The sequence below is a fragment of the Microbacterium sp. OVT16B genome, from assembly GCF_019969705.1.
Classification (GTDB): domain Bacteria; phylum Actinomycetota; class Actinomycetes; order Actinomycetales; family Microbacteriaceae; genus Microbacterium; species Microbacterium natoriense.
The window spans coordinates 1,290,692-1,314,819 of the sequence record NZ_JAHXZA010000001.1; the positions used below are offsets into that span (position 1 = coordinate 1,290,692).

Consider the following 24,128-nt stretch of genomic DNA (forward strand, 5'->3'; position numbering starts at 1 on the left):
GCGGCGAATACTGGGGTGATGCTCGATCAGCTCCCCGACCGTTCCGGTGCGATCGACCTCGTGCGGCTCCTCGCGGTCGCCGCGATCGTCGCAGGGCACGCGTTCACGAAGGACGTCACGCAGGCGTGGCTGTACTCGTGGCACGTGGCCGTGTTCTTCATCCTGACGGGGTACCTCTGGAAACCCGGACGGATGCTGCGCACGGAGGTCTTCCGTCGCGCGCTCAGCCTCGGGCGCCCCTACGTGGCGGCGTTCGCCGTGCTGACCGCGGTGCTGCTGATCGTGAAGCCGGTCGATGCGCTGCACACGATCGCCGGGGGTGTGGAGGGCGGCCGGTTCGCGCAGATGCCCTACGTGACGCTGTGGTTCGTCTCGGCCCTGTTCTTCACCGCCGTCGTGTTCCGCGCGATGGAGCGGCTCCCGTACGCCGCGCAGTGGGGCATCGGCATCGCGGGCGCCCTCGCGGCGTGGGCGTGGAGCGGACCGTTGTCGCGCACGCCCCTGGGCATCGGCTACATCGCCACCTGTCTGCTCTACCTGCTGGTCGGCGATGCGCTGCGTCGGGTGCGGGACCGGATCGCGATGCCGCTGGTCTCCGGCGTGGTGGCCCTGACCATCGGCGCCGCGCTCGTCGCGGTCGGCGCGGCGGCGCCGCTGGACATCAAACTCGGCGACGACGGCACGCCAGCCGTGTCCGCTCTCGCCTCGAGCGCGATCGCGATCGGCCTGATCCTCGTGGCCGAGAGCGTCGTGCGCCCCGGGCGCTTCTCCAGGGCCTGCACTCTTCTCGCCCTGCCGCTGCTGACCGTGGTCCTGCTGCATCCGCTCGTGCTCTGGCTGGGGGCGCCGCCGTGGGCGCAGTTCGCCCTCGGCATCCTCGTGCCGCTCGCCCTGGGGCTGGTCGCGCTGCGCACCCCGCTCTCCCCGTGGATCACCGGGCAGACCAGGGTGCGGGGCGCACGGGCGATAGGCTCCGCCGTATGACAGACGACGTTCGCAACGTGCACGACGCCCTCGCGGCCATCACCGAGCACTGGCAGCCGCATCGGCTGACCAGCGTGAACGACTACGACGTCAAGGTGGTGAAGCTGCAGGGCGAGTTCGTCTGGCACACCCATCCCGACACCGATGAGCTGTTCATGGTGATCAGCGGCACCCTGACCATCCAGCTCCGCGACGGCGACGTCGTCCTCGGCCCGAACGACGTGTACGTGGTGCCGCGCGGCGTCGAGCACTGCCCGAAGGCCGACGACGAGGTCCATGCCCTCCTGTTCGAGCCGAAGGGCACGGTCAACACAGGGGATGCCGGAGGCGACATGACCTCGGAGCTGCGAGAGCTCCGCTGACCTGACCGGTCCTCCGCGCCGCGGCGGGGAGCTAGCTCCGGTGCTCGGCGTAGTACTCCAGCAGCGCCTTCGTCGACGGGTCCTGTGCCGCGACGGCATCCGCGTCGCCCTCGATCGCCGGGGCGATCTGCATGGCGAGCTGCTTGCCGAGCTCGACGCCCCACTGGTCGAACGAGTTGATGCCCCAGATCGTGCCCTGCGTGAACGTGATGTGCTCGTAGAGCGCGATGAGCTGGCCGAGCACCTGCGGGGTGAGCGCCGGCGCGAAGATCGACGTCGTCGGGCGGTTCCCGGCGAAGGTGCGGGCGGCGACGAGAGCCCCCGTGGTGCCCTCGGCCTCGACCTCGGCGGCCGTCTTGCCGAACGCGAGCGCCTTGGTCTGCGCGAGGAAGTTCGCCAGGAACAGCGCGTGCACGTCCTGCCCGCCGTCGGTGAGCGGGTAGGCCGGGTTCACGAAGGCGATGAAGTCGGCGGGGATCAGCCGGGTGCCCTGGTGGATCAGCTGGTAGAACGCGTGCTGGCCGTTCGTCCCTGGCTCGCCCCAGAAGACCTCTCCGGTGTCGGTGGTGACGGGCGTGCCGTCCCAGCGCACCGACTTGCCGTTGGACTCCATGGTGAGCTGCTGCAGGTACGCGGGGAAGCGGCTGAGCTGCTGCGCGTAGGGGAGCACCGCATGCGACTGCGCGTCGAAGAAGTTCACGTACCAGACGTTCAGGAGCCCCATCAGGACCGGGACGTTGCGCTCCAGTGGAGTGGTGCGCACGTGCTCGTCGACGGCGTGGAAGCCCGCGAGCAGGTCGCGGAACGTGTCGGGTCCGAGGGCGATCGCGAGCGACAGGCCGATGGCGGAGTCGACCGAGTAGCGGCCGCCCACCCAGTCCCAGAAGCCGAAGGCGTTCGTCGGGTCGATCCCGAAGGCCGCGACCTTGTCGAGCGCGGTGGAGACCGCGACGAAGTGGTGCGCGACGGCATCGGTGCGGGACTGCTCGCCGCCGTCGATCGCACCGGATGCCGTGAGACCGGCCCACAGCCAGTCGCGGGCGAGCCGGGCGTTGGTGAGCGTCTCCAGGGTCGTGAAAGTCTTCGACGCGACGATGAACAGCGTCGTCTCGGGGTCGAGGTCCGACGTCTTCTGCGCGAGGTCGGTCGGGTCGATGTTCGACACGAAACGGGCCTGGATGCCGGCATCCGCGTAGGGCTTGAGCGCCTCGTAGACCATGACGGGGCCGAGGTCGGAGCCGCCGATGCCGATGTTCACGACGTGCGTCACCCTCTTGCCGGTGATGCCGCGCCAGTCGCCGGAGCGGACGCGGTCGGCGAACGCCGAGAGCGCGCCGAGCACCTCCTGCACATCGGCATCCACATCCTGCCCGTCGACGACGAGGGCCGGAGAGGCGTTCGCGGGGCGGCGCAGCGCCGTGTGCAGCACGGCGCGGTCCTCGGTGGTGTTGAGGTGCGACCCCGAGAGCATGGCGGCGTAGCGCTCGGCGACCCCGGTCTCCTCCGCGAGGCGGAGGAGCGCTGCGAGCACGTCGTCGGTGACGAGGTTCTTCGACAGGTCGACGTGCAGATCGGCGAGGGGGAGCGAGAAGCGCTCCGCGCGCGCGGGGTCGGCGGCGAACCAGCCGCGAAGGTCGGGGACGAACCCGCCGCGGAGCGCGGTGAGCTCGGACCAGGCGGACGTGCGGGTCGGGTCAACGGGAGCGGTCATGGGTACATCCTAGGATTGCGGAGATGAGCGAGACGACGGCACCGGCACGGATCGTCGTGCCGCTGTGGCGGCGGATGCTGTTCAACCCGGTGCTCTGGGGGACGGCATTGCTCGCGGCCGCGACCGCGCTGACGCTGGGGACGCAGGACATCGACCTCCCGCAGTTCCTCCTCATGATCGTCGGCGGGTGGTGCTTCGGCCTCGCGTTCGTCAACGCGACCTTCGGGATGCGGCGCAACGGGCTCGTGCTGCACCTCGCCGTCGCGGTCGTCCTGGTGGCGACCATGCTCGTCGTCACGGAGTACGGGTCGCGCCTGCTCGACCCGCTCCCCGACCCGGTGAAGGGCGTGCTCCTCGTGCTCTGGATGGCGGCGATCCCCGCGACGGGGTGGATCGTGCTGGGTCTTCTGGGCAGGGTGACCGATGCCCTCACCCGGCGCGAGCGCAAGAAGACTCCGGTGCGCGTCCCTCCGGAGTGGGAGCGCGATGAGCGCGGCGACGGCTCGTTCGTGCGGTTCCCGGCGATCGAGATGCGGATGCGCGAGCTGACCCTGTCGATCATCGGGATCACGGTCTTCGTCGGCCTCATCGGCATCGCCCTGCTCATCTCATTCAGCGACGTCGTGATGCGCTTCCCGCCCCGTCTGGCGATCGTCCTCATGGGGCTGGTGCTCGGACTCCCCGCCTACCTCGTGCTCACCGCGACGCTCAGGAAGCGCACGAAGGAGTGCACGGTGGCGTTCGGGAACGACGAGATCCGCATCCGGCTCGGCGATTCGGCATCCGTCGTGCGCTTCTCCGAGCTGGAGCACCTGCGCTGGCGCTGCCGCAGCGACTACGCGCGCATCGAGGTGCGCGGTCCTGGCGTCGACCTGTCGCTGTTCGCCGGCTTGGCCAAGGCGCCTCCCGGGCGCACCTCCGAGCTGCCGGTGCTGCCTCGACGCGTCTTCCGCAGGTTGGAGCTCGCGGGTCTCGTCGTGGCGAAGTCCCGGCGGGACGAGGTCATCACGTTCTCGCGCGCGGTCTGAGCAGCGAACGGGCGGAGGTATCCTGGTAGACGGCCGCTACGACAGGAGACCCCGTGATCCTCAGCTTCATCTTCTTCATGATTCTCTTCCTCGGAGGCATCTATCTGATGGGTCTCGCACAGTCGCTCGAGGACTTCCAGATGATCGTGTTCATCGCGGGCCTGCTGATCGTGAGCCTGTCTCTCGCGTTCATGATGCGCCAGGGCGGCTCGGCCACTCGCCGCTCGAACAACTGGTCAGGCAAGGCCGCGGAGTAGCCCCCGCGCCTCAGCGCCTCTTCGCGAGACGCGCCTCGAGGTTCGCCTTGACGGCGGGCCACTCCGGCTCGATGACGGAGTACTCGACGCTGTCGCGCAGGGCGCCGTTGCGGTAGCGGCTCATCGCCCGCATCACGCCGTCCTGCTTGGCGCCGAGTCGCTCTATGGCGGCGCGCGACTGGAAGTTCACCCACTGGGTCGTCAGTCCGACGCGGAACGCGCCGAGCGTCTCGAACGCGTGCTGCATCAGGAGCAGCTTCGATTCGGCGTTCGTGCCGGTGCCATGCGCCGAAGGACGATTCCACGTGTAGCCGATGTGCACACGGGGCACATCGGCGACCAGGTCGTACAGCGAGGTGAGGCCGAGCACCCGGCCGGACGCGTCGAACGCGGTGAACGGCACCATCTCACCCGACTCGATCAGACCGAGACGGCGGTCGATCTCCGCGGCGAGGCCGTCGGGGGACGGCACGGACGTGTACCAGGCGGTCTGCCACAGGTCGCCCTCCTGCAGGGCGTCGAGGAGGCCGTCGTGGTGCGAGCGGTCGAGCGGGCGCAGTTCGACGAGGCGTCCGGTGAGGGTGACGGGGAGCGGAGCGGTGCGGAATGCCATGCGGCCATTCAACCAGCGCGGCGACGATGCGGCGTCACGCCGCACGGGCCCGCTGGAGCAGACGCTGGAACCCGAAGACCAGTTCGACGGTGACCCCCAGCTCGAAGGCGATGCTGGGCGCGTGGGGGCCGCGGGTCGCCTCCGCCTCGGCGTACGAGGCGGGCGTGATCAGCAGCTGAGCCGCCCATTCGTCGGCTCGACGCTCCTGTCGGTCGCGGAGCGACGCCCTCGTCGTCGGAAGGTGTCCGAGGACGGCGTGCGCCAGCTCGTGCGCGAGCACGCTCCTCTTCATGCGCTCGCTCATGCCGGGAGCGAGGCGGATCGTGCGCGACCACGGGTCGAAACCGCCCGGGGTTCCTCCGGGCCTCTCGACGATGCGCAGGCCATGCTCCTCGATGAGGGGAAGGAGCTGGTCCATGCGCTCTCCTACTGGTAGAGGTCGTCCGTGTCGCCGTCGTGGGTGAGGTGCGATTCGAAGGCGACCTCAGCATCATCTTCGCGTCGACCGGGGACATCGGAGCGGCGGCGGATGGGCGTGACCGTTCCGGCGCCCGCTCGCCGGGCGTCGTCGGCGCGGAGCCGCTCCTCTGCGCGGGCGAGGACGACGTGCGGCTCGACGTCGAGGGCGACGCAGACGCCGTAGAGCACGGGGATCGGGATGGAGCGCTTGCCGGTGACGTAGTTGTCGAGTCCGCTTCTCGCGATGCCGACCTCGCGCGCCATCGCGGCGATGCTGCTGCCGCCGGCGGCGATCTCGGCCCGCAGCTGGCGACCCACGGCCGCGTTGAACTGCTCGCCCTGTGTCTTCACCCGTGTCACGATAGCACCGGGGTGAAGCCAAGATGCCGTCATTCTGGTTGCTGAACGCTTGATCGCTCACAGTCGGGGCGATAGTGTCGTCAGGTGACGACAGAAGTGCGACGAAAGGTGGCTGACGCCGTCAGGTCCGCGCTCGCCGCCTCCGGGCACACGGAGCGATGGCTGGCCGCGCGGGCGAGCCTCGACCGTGACGACCTGCGTGACAAGCTCGCGCTGCGCACCGATTTCACCGTCACCGACCTCGCAGACATCGCCGTCGCGCTCGGCATCCCGATCGCGAGCCTGTTCCCGCAGTCGAGCGGCGACGTCTCGCGAGCGAGTGATCATCAGCGCTGATGATCTGCGGCGCACGGCCGCTCAGCGTGAGGATGAGCGCGCGCTCCCTCACCATTCCGCCCGGTAGCGCTGCGCGCATGAGGGTAGCGTTGCACGCATGAAGACTGTGCCCTTCGGCTCCGCCGCCGCCCCCGCCGTCATCGCCGGCATGATGCGCATCGACGACAAGGATGATGCGCAGATCCGCGCGCTCTACGACACGGCCAGGGCCTCGGGGATCGACTTCTTCGACCACGCCGACATCTACGGCGGGCGGATGCACTTCTGTGAGGAGCGGTTCGCCGGAGCGCTGCAGCTCAGCCGGGCGGAGCGCGAGGAGATCGTGCTGCAGACCAAGTGCGGCATCGTCCCCGATCGAGGGATGTTCGATTTCTCCTACGAGCACATCATCGGCCAGGTGGAGGGCTCGCTGCGGGCCCTTCAGACCGAGTACATCGACGTGCTGCTCCTGCATCGCCCCGACGCCCTCGTCGAGCCCGACGAGGTCGCTCGCGCCTTCGACGAGCTGGAGTCCGCGGGCAAGGTCCGCGCCTTCGGCGTCTCGAATCACACGCCCCGGCAGATCGACCTGCTGCGCACCGCCGTTCGTCAGCCCCTCGTCGCGAACCAGCTGCAGCTGTCGATCACCCACGCCCCGATCATCGCCCAGCCGATCGCCGCCAACATGGCGGGTGAGGAGCAGAGCGTCGTCCGCGACGGCGGCGGGATCGTCGACTACTGCCGCGTCAACGGCATCACGATCCAGGCCTGGTCGCCGTTCCAGGGCGGCTTCTTCACCGGGGTGTTCCTCGGCAACCCCGAGTACGCCGACCTCAACGCGGTGATCGACCGGCTCGCGGCCTCCTACGGCGTCGCCCCGATCGCGATCGCGACGGCGTGGATCACCCGCCACCCGGCGAAGATGCAGGTGGTGCTGGGCACCACGACGCCCGGGCGGGTGCGGGATGCCGCGGCCGGAGCCGACGTGGAGCTGACCAGGGCCGAGTGGTACGAGCTGTTCCGGGCGGCCGGGCACCTTCTGCCCTGATCCGGTGCTGCCCTGATCCGGCGGGCGTCGTCTACCCTGAGATCATGCCGTTCCTGTTCTCGCTCCTCGTCATCGCGCTGATGGTCGGCGCGCTGATCGACATCATCACGCGCGAGGACTCGCAGGTGAAGTACCTCCCGAAGATGGTGTGGATCATCCTCGTCATCCTCCTGCCGCTGATCGGCGGCCTGCTCTGGTTCGCGCTCGGCAGGGAGTACGGCGACGGCGGCATCCGGATCCCGCAGATGCGCCGCGCCGCTCCGACGACCCGCACGGCGCCCGCTCCGCCGGCTCCGCCCGCCGACCTGCGGACCACAGAGCAGCAGATCGCCGACCTCGACCGTGAGATCGAGGAGTGGCGGCTCCGCGAGGAGCTCGAGAAGCGCAAGCGCGACCAGCCGCCTGCGGCCGAGGGCTAAGCCCGCGCGAAGGACTCCCGCAGCGCCTCGTCGAGAAGCGGATAGCGGAACTCGAAGCCCGCGGCGGTGAGCTTCTCGGGCAGCACCCAGCGGCTCTTCAGCACGAGCTCCGTCTCGGTGCGGATGCCGATGGCTCCGAGCTCGAGCATCCATCGCGGCATCGGCGGCCCGATGCGCGCCCCGAGCACGGCCCGGACCGCCGCCATGAAGCCGACGTTGTCGACGGGGTTCGGCGACGCCGCGTTGACCGGGCCGTCGAGCGACGGGGTCTGCTCGAGGAAGTCGATGATGCGGGCGATGTCTTCGACGTGCACCCAGCTGAACCGTTGCCGTCCGCGCTTCGCCCCGGGGAAGTGGCCGGTGCCGGCCGCGCGCCGCGCTCTGCTCACGGGCCAGCGGCCGTCGTACTGGGGGCCACCGAGGCCCAGTTTCGCCAGGGTGCGGAGCGGGCCGAGGACTCCGCCGTCGCCCAGCACGATCGCGCTGCGGAGGGCCACCCTGCGTGTCGACGGGAGGTCCTGCGCGAACAGGGCCTTCTCCCACGCCGTGGCGACCTCGACGGAGAAGCCCGTGCCGATCTCACCCGTGGACTCCGTCATCGGACGGTCTTCGGCGTGGCGGTAGATCGTCGCGGTCGAGGAGTTCACCCACAGCGGCGGCGGGGAGTCGGCCCGAGCGATGGCTGTGGCGAGGGAGGAGGTGGTGTCCAGGCGCGACCGGAAGATCTCCGCCCGGTTCTCCGGGGTGTAGCGGCAGTTCACGCTCTTGCCCGCGAGGCCGATGACGAGAGCGGCGCCGTCGACGGCGCGGTCGATGCCCGCCTGGTCGCCCCAGCGGAGGTCGGCGTGCGAGCGGGAGATCGTGATGACCTCTCGCCCGGCCTCGCGCAGCCGCTGCTGCAGATACCCGCCCATGAATCCGGTGGAACCGCCGATCACGACGTGACCCGTGCTCATCCCTGTGCCTCCTCGATGCGATAGTCGAAGTCCCCGCGGTACTCGTACACGCGTCCGATGAACGGCGCATCGACGGTGAGGGCGATGCGCTGGCGTCCGACCTCGTCGTCGAACCTCTCGGTCAAGCGCACGACGGGGGAGAGCGCGCGCGGCGCGCGGAGCCGCAGACGACCGAGGCGGACGCCGACCGCGCGGCTCGTGAGACGGAGGGCGCCGTCTCGCACGTCCACGTCGAAGCACGCGACGACGACGCCCGGTTCGCCGAGCTCATCGACCACGCGGCCGTGGCGGGAGAGGACGACGGCATCGCGCATGGTCCAGGCGCCGGTGGGGAAGTCGAACCGGCGCATGCCGATCGCCCGCGAGGCCACGGTCACGTTCTCGACCCGGAACGGCACGTCGCGCTCCCACCGGGCGGCCACGACGCCGCGGCGCTCCAGTGTGCGCAGCAGCGGCCACAGCCAGCGCCGCGGAGTGCCGACGCGCTGGAAGACCCCTTCGCCGACCCCGACATGGCCGTCGGGGACGCCGCGGAAGTACTCGCGGAGGCGCGGATGCAGCTCCTCGATGCGGTCGCCGAGCGCCCTGGCATACGGGGACTGCGGAACCGGCGTCACGCTCCGAGCCTACCGACCTCGTGCGGGAGGTCGTGCCGGGGAGCGGAGCATCAGCTCGAGCGCGGCGAGGGCGTCGTGCTGCGGGGCGCTGTCGTCGAGCAGCCACTGCGTCTGCAGGCCGTCGGATGCCGCGATGACGAGAGCGGCGACCGCGTCCGGCGGCACGTCGTCGCGGATGAGACCCGACTCCTGCTGCAGCCGTACGCGCTCGGAGAGCTCGTCGCGCAGCCGGGCGAAGCGGGTGGTCGCGAACTCCCGTGCGGCGGGGTGCCCCTCTTCCAGGGCGGTGGCGATGAGCGAGGAGTACAGCTGCACGAGCCCCGGCACCTCGCGGTTGGTGCGGGCCGACTCGATCATGAGCTCGACCGGCGTCATGTCGTCGGGGATGGGCTGGTGCTCGTCGTCCTCATCGCCGCTGGCGAGGTAGACCGCGACGAGGAGCTCTTCCAGAGAGCCGAAGTAGTGGGTGAGGGCGGCGTGCGTGACGCCGACCTCCTTGGCGATCGCGCGCAGGCTCGTGCGGTCGGCGCCTCTCGCCGCGAACACCTCGATCGCCCTGTCCAGGATCTCCTGGCGGCGAGCGACGCCCTTGGCGTAGGCCCCCCGCTGGCGTGGTCGCTCGTTCTGTCCGGACATGACGCGAGTCTATCGAACTAAAACTTCCGCTTGGAGGTTTTCGGTGATAGCCTCCTGTGCACAGGGCGGCACCGGCCCGCGCGTCACCGAAGACCACGAAGGAGCACCACCGATGACGGTTCAGACATCCATCCAGCTGTTCACGCTCAAGAACGAGCTCGACGCCGATCTCGACGGCACGCTCGCCGCCGTCGCCGCCCGCGGATTCGTCGCCGTCGAGCCCTACGACTTCGTGCACCGCGCCGAGCCGCTCGCCGCGGCCCTCGCCGCCGCCGGCCTGGTCGCACCCAGCGGTCACGCCTTCCTCGCCTCGGAGTCCTTCGTCAACCCCGACGGCAGCGGCACCAGCGTCCCCGTGCCGACCCCCGCCGAGGTGTTCGCGGCGGCGAAGACGCTCGGCATGGGCACCGTCATCGACCCCTACACCGAGCCCGCCCGCTGGGAATCGGTCGAGCAGATCGCGGAGACCGCGCGCCTGCTCAACGCGGCCGCCGAGATCGGCGCCGCATCCGGCATCCGAGTCGGATACCACAACCACGCCCACGAGCTGGAAGCGGTCTTCGACGGCGTCACCGGTCTCGAAGTCCTCGCCGGGCTCCTCGACGAGCGCGTCGTGCTCGAGGTCGACCTGTACTGGGTCGCCCGAGGCGGCGTCGATCCCGTCGCGCTGCTGCAGCGCCTCGGCAGCCGTGTCGTCGCCGTGCACGCCAAGGACGGCACGCTCGATCCGGAGCTCGTGAACGCGTACCCGCCCGCCGACCAGGTCCCCGCAGGAGACGGCGCCGTGCCGCTCGTCGCGGCGATCGCGGCCGCACCGGCGCTCGAGCTCGCGATCGTCGAGTTCGACCACTACGAGGGCGACCTCCTCGACGCCGTCGAGCGCAGCCGCATCTACCTCGACGAGAACGTGGCCGCCTGATGGCCGCCGACAGCACGACGGTGGGTGTCGGCATCATCGGCGCCGGCAACATCAGCGACCAGTACCTCAGCAACCTCACCACCTTTCCCGACGTGCGGGTGCTCGCCATCGGAGACGTGATCGTCGAGCGCGCCGCTGCACAGGCGGCGAAATACGGAGTGCCACGCTCCGGGGGCGTCGATGTCGTGCTCGACGACCCCGAGATCGACATCGTCGTGAATCTCACGATCCCGGCCGTGCACGTCGAGGTCTCCGAGGCGATCATCGCGGCGGGCAAGCACGTGTGGACCGAGAAGCCGCTCGGAGTGAGTCGCGAGGAGGCGCGCGGACTGCTGGAGAAGGCGGATGCCGCCGGCCTCCGCGTCGGCGCGGCGCCCGACACCGTGCTCGGCCCCGGAGTGCAGACCGCCAAGCGTCTGATCGCCCGCGGCGACATCGGCCGTCCGCTCTTCGCGCAGACCACCTTCCAGTGGCAGGGTCCGGAGATCTTCCACCCCGACCCCGCTTTCCTGTACGCCAAGGGCGGCGGTCCGCTGCTGGACATGGGACCGTACTACGTCTCCACCCTCGTGCACGTGTTCGGCCCGGTCGCGACCGTGGCCGCACTCGGGCTGAAAGGTGCAGAGACGCGGCGCGTGCAGCAGGGGCCTCTGGCCGGACAGGAGTTCCCCGTCGAGGTGCCCTCGACGCTGAGCGTGCTGATGGACTTCGAGCGCGGCGGTCAGGCGCAGAGCCTGTACAGCACCGACTCCCCGATGCTCCGTCAGGGCATCGTCGAGATCACCGGCACGGAGGGGACCCTCGTGATCCCCGATCCGAACACCTTCGGCGGTGCGATCTCGATCACCCGCCCGCTCACGCGGATGTTCATCCCGCCGGAGCCCATCCAGCAGGAGATCGTCGACGTCGAGCAGGAGGGCGTGCTCTCCGGCCGCGGCATCGGACTGCTCGACATGGTGCGCTCGGTGCGCGACGGCCGTCCGCACGTCGCGACCGGCGAGTTCGGCTACCACGTGCTCGACACGCTGCTGTCGATCGAGGAGGCCGCGGCCTCGCGCTCCTTCGTCGCCGTGGAGAGCACTCTCGACGAGGTCGGGGCGCTGGACGCGTCGTTCGACCCGTACGCCAGGACGTTCTGAGGCGGGCGCCTGGTCAGGCCGCGGGTTCGCGGAGCCTGACCAGGCGCTCGTGACCGGTCTCCTCGAGCTCGGCGATGTCATCGCGCGACTTGAGGAAGTCGGAGAACGAGCGATAACCCAGGGCCTTCTCGCTGAAGGACGGGTCCATGCGCCGCATGTGGGTCTTCACCGCCGAGCTGTGCAGCCACTCGTCGGCATCCGCCTTGTCGTGGCCCAGACGCAGCGCGCGCTGCAGCAGCGCGGTCGCCTCGCCCTGCTCGTCGAGCTTCGCGGGAGCGGGCGCATCCGCCGTCGATGCGGCCTTCGAGCGGGAGGCCTTGGCCTTGGGCGCCGCCTTGGCCTTGGCGGCGGGCTCAACCTGATCGACGGTCTCGGGCGCGGGGGCAGGAGCGGCGATCCGCGTCGGCCTGACCACGCCAGGCAGCGAGTCGTACGACTCGAACTCGTCGCACGCGGCCGCGAGGGACTTCGCGGTCGATCCGGCGACGCCGACGCCGATCACGTAGCGCCCCAGCCGCTTGCAGCGCTGGGCGAGGGGCACGTAGTCGCTGTCGCCGGCGACGATCACGGCGTGGGTGAGGTCGGGGAGGCGGAACATGTCCTCGACGGCATCCACGGCGAGGCGGATGTCGGCGCCGTTCTTCGCGTACGCCGCGGCGGGGAAGAGCTGCACCAGGTCGACGGCGCGGGCCACGAGCTGCGTGCGGTACTCGGCGTTCACCGGCGACGACCAGTCGGCGTAAGCGCGCGTGAGGACGAGGGTGCCGAACGACGCGGCGTAGTCGATGATGGCGCCGACGTCGATCATCGCGGCGCGCAGTCGCTCGGTCACCTCGGGGTCGTCTGGGCGCTCGGTGATGCGCTGGCGGTCTTTGCCGTAGGCGTTGCGCCCGTGCACCCGGTCGTACCAGGAGATGACGATGTTGTCGAAGTCGAGGTAGACCGCGACGCGGGCCTCCGATGCCTCAGCCATTGTGCGACTCCTCTGTGGGGTAGGTCACGCCGATCTGAGCGCGGATCTCGTCGAGCGTGCCCATGATCGCCACGGTCTCGGCGATCGGCAGGATGTCTCCGTCGAGGAGCCCGTCGCGCACGAGGCGCTCGGCGGCGTGGGCCTCGTGCTCCATGCCGCGGGGCGCATCCGGAGCCGGTGGGCCGCCGATCTCCTCGAGGACGGTGCCGTCGGGGGCGATGAGGCGGAGGGTGGATGCCGACGACCACGCCGGCTGGATCTCGATGCGCGCCCTGGTGCCGAGGATCGACGCCGTGTTCGACCCGGCCGCTCTCGACGAGGAGAAGCTCGTCGAGACGGCGCCGCCCTCGTGGACCATGACCGTGGCGACCTCGGCGTCGGCGCCGGTCTCGACGAGACGGCCCGCGGCCTGGATGCTGGTCGGGGCGCCCAGCACGTCCCAGATGAACGAGATCGGGTAGATGCCGAGGTCGAGCAGAGCGCCGCCGCCGAGTTCCAGCGCGTTGAGGCGGTGCGCGGGGTCGGAGGGGAGGAGCTGGGTGTGCGAGGCCGACACCGTGCGGATCTCGCCCAGGGCGCCAGAGGCGATGAGCTCGCGCATCCGCACCATCTGCGGGAGGTAGCGCGTCCACATGGCCTCCATCACGAGCAGGCCGCGCTCGGCGCCGAGGCGCTGCAGGGACTCGGCCTCCGCCCGGTTGACCGTGAACGCCTTCTCGACGAGGACGTGCTTGCCGGCCTCGAGCGCGAGTCGCGCGTTGTCGTGGTGCATCGGGTGCGGCGTCGAGACGTACACGATGTCGACGTCGGGGTCGGCGACGAGCGCCTCGTAGGTGGGGTGGGTGTGCTCGGGGGCGATGCCGTGCGCGGCGGCGAAGGCGTCGGCGGACTCCTGCGAGCGTGAGCCGACAGCCACCAGATCGAGCCCTGCGCTGCGCAGATCGGATGCGAACGCGCCGGCGATGCCGCCGGTCGCGAGGATTCCCCAACGAAGACCAGTCATGGTCTCAGCGTAGAGGGTAGGGGCGCGGTCAGGCCTTCGCGAGCGCCTGATCCAGGTCGGCGATGAGGTCGCGGGGATCCTCGAGGCCGGCGGACAGTCGGATGGTGGTGAGCGAGATGCCCGCCGCCTCGCGCTGCTCGGCGTTCAGGTGCGAGTGCGTCATCGACGCGGGGTGCGCCACCAGGCTGCGCGCATCGCCGATGTTCGCGACGAGACGGACCACCCGCAGGGCGTCGATCACCCGGCCGACGCGCTCCTGGGCGCCCTCGTCCGCAGGGCCGGCCAGGTCGAAGGAGAACACCGACGGCACGCCGTCCGGCAGGTAGCGCTGCGTGAGCCCGTGCCAGGGATTGCCCTCGAGACCGGGGTGGTTGACCCTGGACACCGAGGGGTGCTCGGCGAGGAAGCGGGCGACGGCGAGGGCGGTGGCGCTCTGCCGCGACACGCGCAGGTCGAGGGTCTCGATGCCCTGCAGGATCTGCCAGGCGTTGAACGGCGAGAGGGACGGGCCGAGGTCGTGCACGTACTTCGACTTCACCAGCGCCGCGAACGCCTGCCCGATGCCGAACCGCTCCCACAGCACGAGCTCGCCGAAGCGCTTGTACGGGGCGGTGAACTGCGGCCAGCGGTCGGGCTCCGCTCCGAAGTCGAACGTGCCCTGGTCGACGACGACCCCGCCGAGGGAGGTGCCGTGCCCGGAGAGGAACTTGGTGGCCGAGTGCACGACGAAGTCGGCGCCGTGCTCGCCGGGGCGCACCAGGTACGGCGTCCCCACGGTGTTGTCGATCACGAGCGGCACCCCGGCCTCGTGCGCGATGTCGGCGACGAGTCCGATGTCGAGCACCTGAGCGACCGGGTTCGCGACGGACTCGGCGAACAGGGCGCGGGTCTCCGGACGGATCGCGGCCCGCCAGGCGTCAGGGTCGTCCTGATCGACGAAGGTCACCCCGATGCCGAAGTCCTCGAACGTGTCCTGGAACAGGTCGACGGTGCCGCCGTAGAGCTGGTTCGCGGCGACGATGTGGCCGCGCACGCCGACGAGCGCGAGCAGGGTCACCGCGACGGCGGCCTGACCGGAGGCGACGGCGACCGCGGAGGCGCCGCCCTCGAGCGCCGCGACGCGCTCCTCCAGAACCTGCTGGGTCGGGCTGGCGTTGCGGCTGTAGAGGTTGCCCGTGGTGCGCAGCGCGAACAGGTCCGCAGCATCCGCGAGCGAGGAGAACTGGTACGCGGCCGTCTGGTAGATCGGCGGCACGGCGCTGTTCTGGGGTGTCCCTGGGACGTAGCCGGCCTGGATCTGCCGGGTCGCGAACTCGCTCATCAGACCATTGTGATGAGCGAGCGGTCCGTGCTTCGGCGTGTGTCGAACTGTTGCACCGCGTGAACCTCCGAATCGCCGCCGTGGCGCGGTGGAGCGACCGCTCGTACCGTGGCCGCCATGACCGAACCGCTCATCATCGGCGCCATGGTGCGCACTCTCGGCGCGTACCCCTCCGGGTGGCGTCACCCCGACGCCCACCGCGACCCGTCCGCCGACCACGCCGTCCTGCGGCGCATCGCGGAGGAGGGAGAGGATGCCGGTCTCGACTACCTCTTCTTCGGGGACTGGCTGGCCACGGGGCCCGACCTCGAGTTCCGCGACCCCTACCTGCTCGCACGGATCGACCCGGTGAGCGCCGTGCTGTTCCTCGCCGGGCTCACCTCCCGTATCGGGCTCATCGCGACGGTGAACACCACCTACGCCGATCCCTACACGACGGCGCGCTCGCTCGCATCGCTCGACGTGCTCTCCGGGGGCCGCGCCGGCGTCAACCTCGTCACCGGCGCCGAGCCGCGGGCTGCGGGCAACCACGGCCGCGACGCGCACGCCGACAACGAGGGCCGCTACGACAGGGCGGAGGAGTTCGTCACCGCTCTCCGCCGACTGTGGGACTCGTGGAGCGAGGACGCCTGGGTCGCCGATGCCGAGCGCGGCGTGCTCATCGATCCGGAGGGTCTGCGCCCCGCCGACGTCCGCGGCGACCACGTGCGGGTGGACGGTCCTCTCAACGTCGCCCGACCTCCGCAGGGGCAGATCCCGATCGTGCACGCGGGCACCTCGCCCCGGTCGCGCCACCTCGCCGCGACCGAGGCCGATCTCGCGCTCATCGCGGCGCCGACCCTCGCGGACGCGATCGCGACGCGCGGCACTCTGCGCGACATCGCGGCAGAGGCCGGACGCTCTCCCGACGACGTGAAGGTCATCGCCCCCGTGCTCCCGGTGGTCGCGGAGTCGGATGCCGAGGCCCACCGCATCGTCGAGAGGCTGCTCTCCCTCGTGCCGCTGGCGGAGGGGCATCAGCGGGATCGGACGGCCTTCCCTCCGAACCGCACGGTCGAGGCGGTGGCCGACGCGCTCGGGGTAGCGGCCGACGACCCGCTCAGGGCGGCGTCCTTCGATGCGCCGGTGACCGCCCACGAGGCCGCGCGGCTCGGATCGGCGGGAGAGGCGCTGATCGCCCGCGTCGCGCGCATCGCCGGTCTCGGCGTCGGCGGAGAGCATCCGGTGACCTGGCGTCATCTCGTGGCCGCGCACGCGGTGCCGGCGGCCTTCGTGGTCGGCGACGCCTCGGCGATAGCCGACCACTTCGAGACCTGGCGCGACGAGGGGGCGGCCGACGGATTCAACGTCCTCTCCGCCTTCCAACCCGCGCAGTTCGAGGCGTTCACCCGGCTCGCCGCCCCCGAGCTGCGCCGCAGAGGGCTGCTCGGACGCGACGGCGGCACCCTCCGCGACCGCCTGCGCATTACGTCGCATGTCGATGCGTGACAGCGGGTGACCGCTCGTGAACGGTCGTGTCCGCCGCATCGTCGCCCGGCATCCCTCGTCCCTAACGTGAGTCGCACCCTGCATACCCGAACCCTCCAGGAGGCCCCCGCATGAATCGTCGCCTTGTCCGCGCCGTCGCCGTCGCACTCCCGCTCGTCATGGCGGCCGGTCTCGCCGCCTGCGCCTCGTCTCCGGCGCCGGCGAACGCGCCCTCCGCCGGCGGCGACCCCGTCACGGGCGGCACGCTCACCTACCTCGAGCACCAGACCTACACGAACCTGTACCCGCCGCAGGCCGGCTTCTACCCGAACGGCGGCATCGTCAACAACATCACCGCTCGTCTGACGTGGCAGAACCCGGAGACGCTCGAGATCGAGCCCTGGATCGCCTCCGACTGGACGGTGAACGACGACGCGACCGAGTACACCTTCGACCTCCGCCCCGGGGTCACGTTCTCCGACGGCACCCCGCTCGACGCCGCGGCGGTCGCGAAGAACTTCGACACCTACGGGCTCGGAGCACCGGATCGGGGGCTCACGGTCTCCGAGGCGGTGAACAACTACGCCAGCAGCGAGGTCGTCGACGACGACACCGTCACGTTCCGCTTCTCCGCCCCGTCTCCCGGGTTCCTGCAGGCGACGTCGACCATCAACTCCGGGCTGCTCTCGCCGGACACGCTGGACGGCACGATCGAGGACTTCGGCGCAGGCAACGCGGCCGAGATCATCGGCTCCGGGCCGTTCACTGTGACGGGGGAGAAGCTCGGCACCGAGTACACGCTCCAGGCGCGGAAGGACTACGCGTGGGCTCCCGAGAGCGCCGCGAACCAGGGCCGCCCGTACCTCGACGACGTGCACGTGATCGTGACGCCGGAGGACTCCGTGCGCATCGGCTCGCTGCTCGCCGGTCAGGCCGACCTCGTCCGGTACGTCCAGGCCTTCGACGAGGCCCGCGTCTCGGGCGCCGGCTTCACGCTGTACGCGCCGCAGACCCGCGGTGTGAACAACTCGATCGCCCTCCGCCCGGGGAACCCGATCCTGAGCGACATCACGGTCAGGCAGGCGCTCGTCGCGGCGGTGGACGCCAAGGAGGTGGTCGACACCCTCTTCACCGAGAACTACCCGGTGGCCACGTCGGTGCTCTCCTCCGAGGCGCTCGGCTACAAGGACGAGTCCGAGCACTACGTCTACGACCTCAAGAAGGCGAAGAAGCTCCTCGATGAGGCCGGGTGGGAGGTCGGAGGCGACGGGATCCGCGAGAAGGACGGCCAGCGGCTCTCGATCACCGTCTACGAGGCCAAGCCGCAGCCGCAGTCGAAGGCCACGCTCGAGCTCGTCGCCCAGCAGCTCGCCAAGGCGGGCGTCGAACTGACCGTCAAGCCGGGAGACGCGGGCAGCTACGCCGAGGACACGCGCGATCCGCTCAAGACGGGCTTCTACCACTCGATGGTCGGCCGCGCCGATCTCGATGTGATCAAGAGCCAGTTCTTCACGAAGAACCGCGACGTGCTCATCTCCGAGGATGCCGAGCTCGACCGCCTGCTGCTCGCCGTGGCCTCCGAGCCCGACGCCGACAAGCGCGTGAAGGCGTCGCAGGCGGTGCAGGACTACATCGCCGAGCAGGCGTACGTCATCCCGCTGTTCGAGGAGCCGCAGGTGTACGGAGCGGCGACCTACGTGCAGGGCTTCGCGTCCGAATCGGTCGGCCGCCCGACCTTCTCCGAGGTCTGGCTCCAGGAGCACTGATGACCTTCGTCCTCCGACGAGCCGGGCAGGCCGCGATCGTTCTGATCGCGGCCTTCACGGCCACCTTCTTCCTGCTGCAGCTGCTGCCGGGGGATGCGATCCTCATCAAGTTCTCCGACCCGAGTCTGGGGCTCTCGCCCGAGCAGCTCGACGGCATCCGCGCGGCCTACGGCGCCGACGTGCCGTGGTGGGAGCAGTACGTGCACGCGGGCCTCGGCTTCGTCGCCGGGGACTTCGGCTACTCGACCCAGTTCGGCACCCCGGTGCTCAGGATGCTGGCCGAGGCGCTGCCCGCGACGCTGCTGCTGGCCGCGCTCGGTCTCGTCGTCGCCCTGCTGCTCGCCGTGCTCATCGCGGCCGTGTCGTCTCTGGCCCCGTTCGCGTGGCTCCGCGACGGACTGCGTCAGGTGCCCGGCCTCTTCGTCGCCGTGCCGGTGTTCTGGCTCGGCATCCTCCTCATCCAGGTGTTCTCCTTCGGCCTCGGCTGGGTGCCGATCGTGGGCGCCGATCCGGTGCGGGGGCTGATCCTGCCGGTGCTCACGCTCGCCGTCCCGATCTCGGCTCCGCTCGCCCAGGTGCTCGTGCGCGCCGTCGATCAGGTGCAGGCGCAGCCCTTCATCACCGTGGTGCGCGCGAAGGGCGCCCCTCCGACGTGGGTGCTCACGCGATCGGTCGCGCGCAATGCGGCCGTCCCCGCGCTCACGATCGCGGGCGTCCTGTTCGGCGAGCTCGTCGGCGGCGCCGTCGTGACCGAGACGGTGTTCGGACGCACGGGCATCGGCAGGCTCACGGAACAGGCCGTGGCGAACCAGGACATCCCGGTGCTGCAGGGCGTCGTGCTGCTGTCCGCCCTCGGCTTCGTGCTCATCTCCTTCGCCGTCGATCTGGTCACCCCGCTCATCGACCCGCGTCAGCGTGTCCGCCCCGCGATCGGAGTCCGTTCATGACCGCGCTCGTCGCTGCTCCTGCCCCTGCGCCGGTGTCCGAGGACGTCGCCCGGGTCGTCGCCAGCCGTCGGCCCCGTCGGCCTCGTCGCCCGTGGGGCCTCTACGTCGCGGTGGCCCTCGTCGCGGTGGTCGTGCTGTGGGCCGTGATCCCCGGGGTGTTCGCTCCGGGGGATCCGCTCTCCGGGGCGCCGGCCGACAAGCTCCTCCCGCCGAGCGGGTCGCACTGGTTCGGCACCGATGCCCTCGGCAGGGACCTGTTCGGGCGCGTCGTGCACGGGTCGGTGCACTCGCTCTCCGGGGCGCTCATCGCCGTCACGGTCGGGCTCGGCCTCGGCACCCTGATCGGCGCGGTCGCCGGGGCGCTTGGCGGCATCGTCGACGACATCCTCATGCGGGTCGTCGACGTGCTGCTCGCGATCCCCGGACTGCTGCTCTCGCTCTCGGTCATCATCCTCCTCGGGTTCGGGACCGTGAACGCCGCGATCGCCGTCGGTCTCGGCAGCATCGCCGCCTTCGCGCGGCTGATGCGCTCCGAGGTCGCACGGGTGCGGCGCACCGAGTACGTCGAGGCCGCGTACGGGAGCGGGGGCACCTTCTTCGCCGTGCTCCGCCGGCACGTGCTCCCGAACTCGCTCACGCCGATCGTCGCGCTCGCCGCCCTGCAGTTCGGCACCGCGATCCTCGCGATCTCCACCCTGGGCTTCCTGGGGTACGGGGCCCCGCCGCCCACCCCGGAGTGGGGTCTGCTGATCGCGGAGGGACGCAACTACATCGGGACGTCGTGGTGGCTCACGGCCCTCCCCGGTCTCGTCGTGGTCGCCGTCGTGCTCAGCGCCAACCGCATCAGCCACCGTCTCGGAAGGAACATCCGATGAGCGTCCACGGTGCGCCGGGTGTGCGGGTACAGATCAGCCACCGCCTCGGAAGGAACATCCGATGACCGTCAACGCTCCCACGGGCGGGACCGTCCTCACCGCCGCCGACCTGCGGGTCTCCTATGCGGGCCGAGAGGTCGTGCACGGGGTGTCGTTCGAGCTGAACGAGGGGGAGACCCTCGCCCTGGTCGGGGAGTCCGGATCGGGCAAGTCCACGACCGCGCACGCGATCCTGGGGCTCCTGCCGGAGGGCGGCCGCGTCGACGCGGGCTCGGTGCGCCTCGGCGACCTCGACGTCTCGGGGTGGTCGGACCGGGCACTGCGCGGCATCCGCGGTCCGATCGTCGGCCTCGTGCCGCAGGATCCGGTGACCTCCCTCGACCCCGTGCGGCCGATCGGCGCGCAGGTCGAGGAGATCCTGCGCCTGCACGGTCATCGCGACCGCCGGCGGCGTCGCGCCCGCGTGCTCGAGCTGCTCGACCGGGTCGGCATCGACGACCCCGACCTGCGGGCGCGCCAGTACCCGCACGAGCTCTCCGGCGGCATGCGCCAGCGCGTGCTGATCGCCACGGCGATCGCCCTGCGACCGCGCGTGCTCATCGCCGACGAGCCGACCAGTGCGCTCGACGCCACGGTGCAGCGGCGCGTGCTCGATCTGCTCGACGAGCTGCGGCGCGAGGAGGGCACCGGCATCCTGCTCGTGACCCATGACCTCGGCGTCGCCGCCGACCGCGCCCAGCAGCTGGTGGTGCTGAAGGACGGCGCCATCGTCGAGCAGGGCGCGAGCGCCGACGTGCTGGCGGCCCCCTCCGACGCCTACACGCGGCAGCTCCTCGCCGACGCCCCGGCGTTCGTCACCGGCTTCCGTCGTCCCGAGGCGCCGCCGTTCCTGCGCGACGCCGCCGCCGTCGCCGCCGAGGATCCGTACGCGATCGTCGCCGAGGGGCTCGTGAAGGAGTTCAGGGTCAAGAGACGCGAGAGCTTCCGCGCGGTCGACGACGTCTCCTTCCGCGTGCGCCGTGGCACCACCCACGCGCTGGTGGGGGAGTCGGGGTCGGGCAAGACGACGACGGCGCGGCTGATCACGCGCTTCCAGCGGGCGGATGCCGGAACGATACGGCTGGACGGGGAGGACGTCACCGGGGTGTCCGGCGAGGGACTGCGGGCGCTGCGCCGACGGATCCAGCTCGTGTACCAGAACCCCTTCGCCTCGCTCGATCCGCGACAGCAGGTTGCCGACATCGTCGCCGAGCCGCTGCAGAACTTCCGTGTGGGGTCGAAGGCCGAGCGGCGCGAGCGCGCTCTCGCCCTCATCGACAGGGTGGCGCTGCCCGCCGATCTGGCCCGGCGGACTCCGCGCGAGCTCTCCGGAGGCCAGCGGCAGCGCGTCGCGATCGCGCGGGCGCTGGCCATCGACCCCGAGATACTCGTGCTCGACGAGGCGGTGTCCGCCCTCGACGTCACCGTGCAGGCGCGCATCCTCGAGCTGCTGGCCTCGCTGCAGGCGGAGCTCGGGCTCACGTACCTGTTCATCTCGCACGACCTCGCGGTGGTCCGCAGGATCAGCCACACGGTCTCGGTCATGCGCCGCGGCCGGATCGTCGAGGAGGGCGCCACCGAGGAGCTCTTCCGCGACCCGCAGCACGACTACACCAGGGAACTGCTCGCCGCGGTCCCGGGACGCGCTGCCGAACGCACAGCCGAACCGGCAGCCGCACTCACCGCCGCACTCACAGGAAGAGCCCTCTCATGACCGCGCCCACTGTCGCCTTCTTCACCCGGCTGCTCGACGACGCCGCCCCGGCGGAGCGCTACGCGCTCGCGACGGAGCAGATCCAGCAGGCGGAGAGGTACGGCGTCGGCCGCGCCTGGGTCGCGCAGCACCACTTCCGCGCGGCGGAGGGAGGCCTGCCGTCGCCGCTCGTCCTGCTCGCGAACGTCGCGGCGCGCACCACGAGCATCCGCCTCGGCACCGGCGTCATCACTCTGCCTCTGGAGGACCCCGTGCGGGTCGCGGAGGACGCGGTCGTGACGGATTTGCTCTCTGGTGGGCGGCTGGACCTCGGTCTCGGCAGCGGCGGCACGCCGTCGTCGTTCGCGCCCTTCGGGGAGGACGTGCGCGCGAAGGCGGCGACCTACGACCGCAAGCTCGGGGTGCTGCTGGATGCGCTGGCCGGACGCGACATCGGCGCGGACAACACGCTCTACCCGGATGCCGGCTCGCTCGCCGACCGCATCTGGCAGGCGACGTTCTCGGCGCCGGGCAGTCACAGGGCCGGCGTGCACGGTCACGGCCTGCTGCTCTCGCGCACGCAGCCGCGTCGCGCCGACGACCTGCACGCCCCGCTGTCGGCACTGCAGGACCCGATCATCGACGCGTACCTCGAGGCGCTGCCCGAGGGCGTCGCGCCGCGGATCACGGCGTCCCGCACCGTGTTCGTGGCGGATGACAGGGCCGAGGCGCTGCGCTTCGCCGAGGTCGGGCTGCGCCGGGCCGCCGAAGGCTTCCGGAGTCAGGGGCAGACGATCCCCGGCGACGACCTCGACGACCTCATCGCGGCGCTCGACACCCACCTGGGCACGCCGGACGAGGTCGCCGAGTCGCTCGCCGCCGACACCACGCTCGCGCGGGCCACGGAGGTCGCGTTCCAGGTGCACTCGGTCGACGCCCCGCACGAGCACGTGCTGCGCTCGATCGAGCTCTTCGCCGACAGGGTCGCCCCGGCCCTCGGCTACACCCTCGACACCATCAAGGAGAAGGCATGACCACCGACATCGTCGATCAGATCGCGGGGGTGACGCCCGAGCTCGACGAGCTGCGGCGCCGCCGTCCGGTGACCAGGGAGCAGCTGCAGGCGAGCTTCGACGCGCTGTTCCGGCCCGTCTCCGTCGCGCACGTCTCGCAGGAGGAGCGGGAGCTGGTCGCGGCCTTCGCGACGCGGCTCGCCGGCGACACCGACGCCACGGGCACGTTCTACGCCGACCGCGCGCTCGCCGCCGACCCGCGGCGAGCGGCGATCGTCCTCGCGGAGGCCGCCGAGGCCGCGACGACGGGCCCGTACGGCGCCTACACGGAGGAGGGGCTGCGCTCCGAGAGCACGGACGGACCCCGCTACACCCCGGACGGTGACGCCGTCGATGCGCTCGGGTCGCGGCTGGCCGCTGCGCTCGCGCACACGCACCTGCTCATGCTCCGGCCGCGCGAGGCGTCGGGCGACGACATCGAGCGACTGCTGGACGCCGGCTGGTCGGCAGACGGCATCGTCACGCTGTCGCAGCTCGTCTCCTTCCTCGCCTTCCAGCAGCGGGTCGTCACCGGCCTCCGCGTTCTGGGGGCGGCGGCATGACCGTCGCGGACTCCGTGCTCGTGCACCACGACGCCCCGCATCCGCACGCCTTCACGCGTGCCGAGGTCGGCTGGCGACCCCACCTCGCGCCGCTCGCCGAAGAGGAGCTCACCGAGCGCCACTACGACGGACTCGTCGAGGCGGCGCGCGCGAAGAACGACTACTTCCGGCTGCTGGCGCGCGACCCCGAGGTGCTGAAGGCGCGCACCCTGGTCGACAAGGACATCTTCTACAACGTCGCGGAGGGCCTTCCCCGTGCGGAGCGCGAGCTGGCGGCGACGGCCGCGTCTCGTCGCAACGGCTGCGTGTTCTGCGCCTCCGTGCACTCGCGGTTCGCGGCGCACTACGGCAAGCGGCCCGACGACGTCGACCTCCTCCTCGACGAGGGGACGGACGCCGATCTCGGCGAGCGGTGGAACGCCGTGGTCGCGGCATCCGTCGCCCTCACCGACACTCCGAGCGCCTTCGGCCCCGCTGAGGTCGCCCGGCTGCGTGCGGCGGGTCTCGACGATCTCGAGATCTCCGACGTCATCCACGGCGCGGCGTTCTTCAACTGGGCCAACCGGCTCATGCTGTCGATCGGGCGTCCGGTTGCGCCGGACTGAT

The 24,128-nt window shown here is 71.0% G+C and carries 27 protein-coding genes; 17 read left to right on the top strand and 10 right to left on the bottom strand.

Annotated features, from left to right (window positions below; translation table 11 throughout):
* The first annotated feature begins 18 nt into the window (after window positions 1–18).
* Window positions 19–984, top strand: coding sequence for an acyltransferase (locus tag LC438_RS06060; RefSeq protein WP_105672329.1), 966 nt, complete (start codon window positions 19–21; stop codon window positions 982–984).
* Window positions 981–1,346, top strand: coding sequence for a cupin domain-containing protein (locus LC438_RS06065; protein ID WP_105672328.1), 366 nt, complete (start codon window positions 981–983; stop codon window positions 1,344–1,346). The genes LC438_RS06060 and LC438_RS06065 overlap by 4 nt, the downstream gene beginning before the upstream one ends.
* A gap of 31 nt (window positions 1,347–1,377) precedes the next feature.
* On the opposite strand, the gene pgi is transcribed toward LC438_RS06065, so the two are convergent.
* The gene (gene pgi / locus LC438_RS06070; RefSeq protein ID WP_105672327.1) at window positions 1,378–3,057 is read right to left on the bottom strand and encodes a glucose-6-phosphate isomerase; all 1,680 of its coding nucleotides are present in this window, start codon (window positions 3,055–3,057) and stop codon (window positions 1,378–1,380) included.
* Between the two features lie 23 nt (window positions 3,058–3,080).
* Here pgi and LC438_RS06075 point away from each other — a divergent pair, with 23 nt between their 5' ends.
* Window positions 3,081–4,085, top strand: a complete 1,005-nt coding sequence (locus LC438_RS06075; RefSeq protein WP_105672326.1) for a hypothetical protein — start codon at window positions 3,081–3,083, stop codon at window positions 4,083–4,085.
* Between the two features lie 53 nt (window positions 4,086–4,138).
* The gene (locus LC438_RS06080; RefSeq protein ID WP_181155782.1) at window positions 4,139–4,342 is read left to right on the top strand and encodes a hypothetical protein; all 204 of its coding nucleotides are present in this window, start codon (window positions 4,139–4,141) and stop codon (window positions 4,340–4,342) included.
* 10 nt (window positions 4,343–4,352) lie between these two features.
* Here LC438_RS06080 and LC438_RS06085 read toward each other — a convergent pair whose 3' ends face one another.
* The 3 genes from LC438_RS06085 to LC438_RS06095 are packed head-to-tail and all read right to left on the bottom strand — an operon-like array spanning window position 4,353 to window position 5,765.
* Window positions 4,353–4,955, bottom strand: a complete 603-nt coding sequence (locus tag LC438_RS06085; RefSeq protein WP_105672325.1) for a GNAT family N-acetyltransferase — start codon at window positions 4,953–4,955, stop codon at window positions 4,353–4,355.
* 34 nt (window positions 4,956–4,989) lie between these two features.
* On the bottom strand, window positions 4,990–5,373 hold the full coding sequence (locus tag LC438_RS06090; RefSeq protein ID WP_105672324.1) for an ImmA/IrrE family metallo-endopeptidase: 384 nt from the start codon (window positions 5,371–5,373) through the stop codon (window positions 4,990–4,992).
* Window positions 5,374–5,381: 8 nt separating this feature from the next.
* Complete coding sequence (locus LC438_RS06095) at window positions 5,382–5,765, bottom strand: helix-turn-helix domain-containing protein (protein ID WP_223586105.1); 384 nt, start codon at window positions 5,763–5,765, stop codon at window positions 5,382–5,384.
* Window positions 5,766–5,858: 93 nt separating this feature from the next.
* Here LC438_RS06095 and LC438_RS06100 point away from each other — a divergent pair, with 93 nt between their 5' ends.
* The 3 genes from LC438_RS06100 (at window position 5,859) to LC438_RS06110 (ending at window position 7,556) form a co-directional block, all read left to right on the top strand.
* A complete protein-coding gene (locus LC438_RS06100; protein ID WP_146114242.1) occupies window positions 5,859–6,110 on the top strand; it encodes a hypothetical protein in 252 nt (83 codons plus the stop codon).
* 97 nt (window positions 6,111–6,207) lie between these two features.
* Window positions 6,208–7,137, top strand: coding sequence for an aldo/keto reductase family oxidoreductase (locus tag LC438_RS06105; protein WP_105672322.1), 930 nt, complete (start codon window positions 6,208–6,210; stop codon window positions 7,135–7,137).
* A 44-nt stretch (window positions 7,138–7,181) separates the two neighbouring features.
* Entirely contained in the window at window positions 7,182–7,556 is a 375-nt protein-coding gene (locus tag LC438_RS06110) for a PLDc N-terminal domain-containing protein (protein WP_105672321.1), read from the top strand.
* On the opposite strand, the gene LC438_RS06115 is transcribed toward LC438_RS06110, so the two are convergent.
* The 3 genes from LC438_RS06115 to LC438_RS06125 are packed head-to-tail and all read right to left on the bottom strand — an operon-like array spanning window position 7,553 to window position 9,765.
* Window positions 7,553–8,512 (bottom strand): epimerase, encoded by a 960-nt coding sequence (locus tag LC438_RS06115; RefSeq protein ID WP_105672320.1) that lies wholly within the window; start codon window positions 8,510–8,512, stop codon window positions 7,553–7,555. The genes LC438_RS06110 and LC438_RS06115 overlap by 4 nt on opposite strands.
* A complete protein-coding gene (locus tag LC438_RS06120; RefSeq protein WP_105672319.1) occupies window positions 8,509–9,129 on the bottom strand; it encodes a DUF4166 domain-containing protein in 621 nt (206 codons plus the stop codon). The genes LC438_RS06115 and LC438_RS06120 overlap by 4 nt, the downstream gene beginning before the upstream one ends.
* Before the next feature lie 9 nt (window positions 9,130–9,138).
* Window positions 9,139–9,765 (bottom strand): TetR/AcrR family transcriptional regulator, encoded by a 627-nt coding sequence (locus LC438_RS06125; protein ID WP_105672318.1) that lies wholly within the window; start codon window positions 9,763–9,765, stop codon window positions 9,139–9,141.
* 112 nt (window positions 9,766–9,877) lie between these two features.
* On the opposite strand from LC438_RS06125, the gene LC438_RS06130 reads away from it, so the two are divergent.
* A complete protein-coding gene (locus tag LC438_RS06130) occupies window positions 9,878–10,684 on the top strand; it encodes a sugar phosphate isomerase/epimerase (protein ID WP_105672317.1) in 807 nt (268 codons plus the stop codon).
* Entirely contained in the window at window positions 10,684–11,823 is a 1,140-nt protein-coding gene (locus tag LC438_RS06135; RefSeq protein WP_105672316.1) for a Gfo/Idh/MocA family protein, read from the top strand. The genes LC438_RS06130 and LC438_RS06135 overlap by 1 nt, the downstream gene beginning before the upstream one ends.
* A gap of 13 nt (window positions 11,824–11,836) precedes the next feature.
* Here LC438_RS06135 and LC438_RS06140 read toward each other — a convergent pair whose 3' ends face one another.
* Genes LC438_RS06140 through LC438_RS06150 form a run of 3 tightly spaced genes read right to left on the bottom strand, consistent with a single transcriptional unit; the run spans window position 11,837 to window position 15,120 of the window.
* Window positions 11,837–12,796 carry an NYN domain-containing protein gene (locus LC438_RS06140; protein ID WP_105672315.1) on the bottom strand — a complete coding sequence of 320 codons (960 nt, stop codon included), beginning with the start codon at window positions 12,794–12,796 and terminating at the stop codon, window positions 11,837–11,839.
* Window positions 12,789–13,799 carry a Gfo/Idh/MocA family protein gene (locus tag LC438_RS06145; RefSeq protein ID WP_105672314.1) on the bottom strand — a complete coding sequence of 337 codons (1,011 nt, stop codon included), beginning with the start codon at window positions 13,797–13,799 and terminating at the stop codon, window positions 12,789–12,791. Before LC438_RS06145 ends, LC438_RS06140 begins: the two co-directional genes overlap by 8 nt.
* A gap of 28 nt (window positions 13,800–13,827) precedes the next feature.
* Complete coding sequence (locus LC438_RS06150; protein WP_105672313.1) at window positions 13,828–15,120, bottom strand: O-acetylhomoserine aminocarboxypropyltransferase/cysteine synthase family protein; 1,293 nt, start codon at window positions 15,118–15,120, stop codon at window positions 13,828–13,830.
* 117 nt (window positions 15,121–15,237) lie between these two features.
* Between LC438_RS06150 and LC438_RS06155 the strand changes: the two genes are divergently transcribed.
* The 8 genes from LC438_RS06155 (at window position 15,238) to LC438_RS06190 (ending at window position 24,127) form a co-directional block, all read left to right on the top strand.
* Window positions 15,238–16,608 (top strand): NtaA/DmoA family FMN-dependent monooxygenase, encoded by a 1,371-nt coding sequence (locus LC438_RS06155; protein ID WP_105672312.1) that lies wholly within the window; start codon window positions 15,238–15,240, stop codon window positions 16,606–16,608.
* Window positions 16,609–16,718: 110 nt separating this feature from the next.
* On the top strand, window positions 16,719–18,353 hold the full coding sequence (locus LC438_RS06160) for a TIGR04028 family ABC transporter substrate-binding protein (protein WP_105672311.1): 1,635 nt from the start codon (window positions 16,719–16,721) through the stop codon (window positions 18,351–18,353).
* A complete protein-coding gene (locus LC438_RS06165) occupies window positions 18,353–19,300 on the top strand; it encodes an ABC transporter permease (RefSeq protein WP_105672310.1) in 948 nt (315 codons plus the stop codon). Before LC438_RS06160 ends, LC438_RS06165 begins: the two co-directional genes overlap by 1 nt.
* Complete coding sequence (locus LC438_RS06170; protein WP_223586106.1) at window positions 19,297–20,175, top strand: ABC transporter permease; 879 nt, start codon at window positions 19,297–19,299, stop codon at window positions 20,173–20,175. Before LC438_RS06165 ends, LC438_RS06170 begins: the two co-directional genes overlap by 4 nt.
* 61 nt (window positions 20,176–20,236) lie before the next feature.
* Window positions 20,237–21,928 (top strand): ABC transporter ATP-binding protein, encoded by a 1,692-nt coding sequence (locus LC438_RS06175; RefSeq protein ID WP_105672308.1) that lies wholly within the window; start codon window positions 20,237–20,239, stop codon window positions 21,926–21,928.
* Window positions 21,925–22,941, top strand: coding sequence for a putative FMN-dependent luciferase-like monooxygenase (locus LC438_RS06180; protein WP_223586107.1), 1,017 nt, complete (start codon window positions 21,925–21,927; stop codon window positions 22,939–22,941). The genes LC438_RS06175 and LC438_RS06180 overlap by 4 nt, the downstream gene beginning before the upstream one ends.
* Window positions 22,938–23,522: a CMD domain protein gene (locus tag LC438_RS06185; RefSeq protein ID WP_105672306.1), complete on the top strand. Its 585-nt coding sequence runs from the start codon at window positions 22,938–22,940 to the stop codon at window positions 23,520–23,522. Before LC438_RS06180 ends, LC438_RS06185 begins: the two co-directional genes overlap by 4 nt.
* Window positions 23,519–24,127, top strand: a complete 609-nt coding sequence (locus LC438_RS06190) for an alkylhydroperoxidase domain protein (protein ID WP_105672305.1) — start codon at window positions 23,519–23,521, stop codon at window positions 24,125–24,127. The genes LC438_RS06185 and LC438_RS06190 overlap by 4 nt, the downstream gene beginning before the upstream one ends.
* Window position 24,128 lies beyond the last annotated feature (1 nt).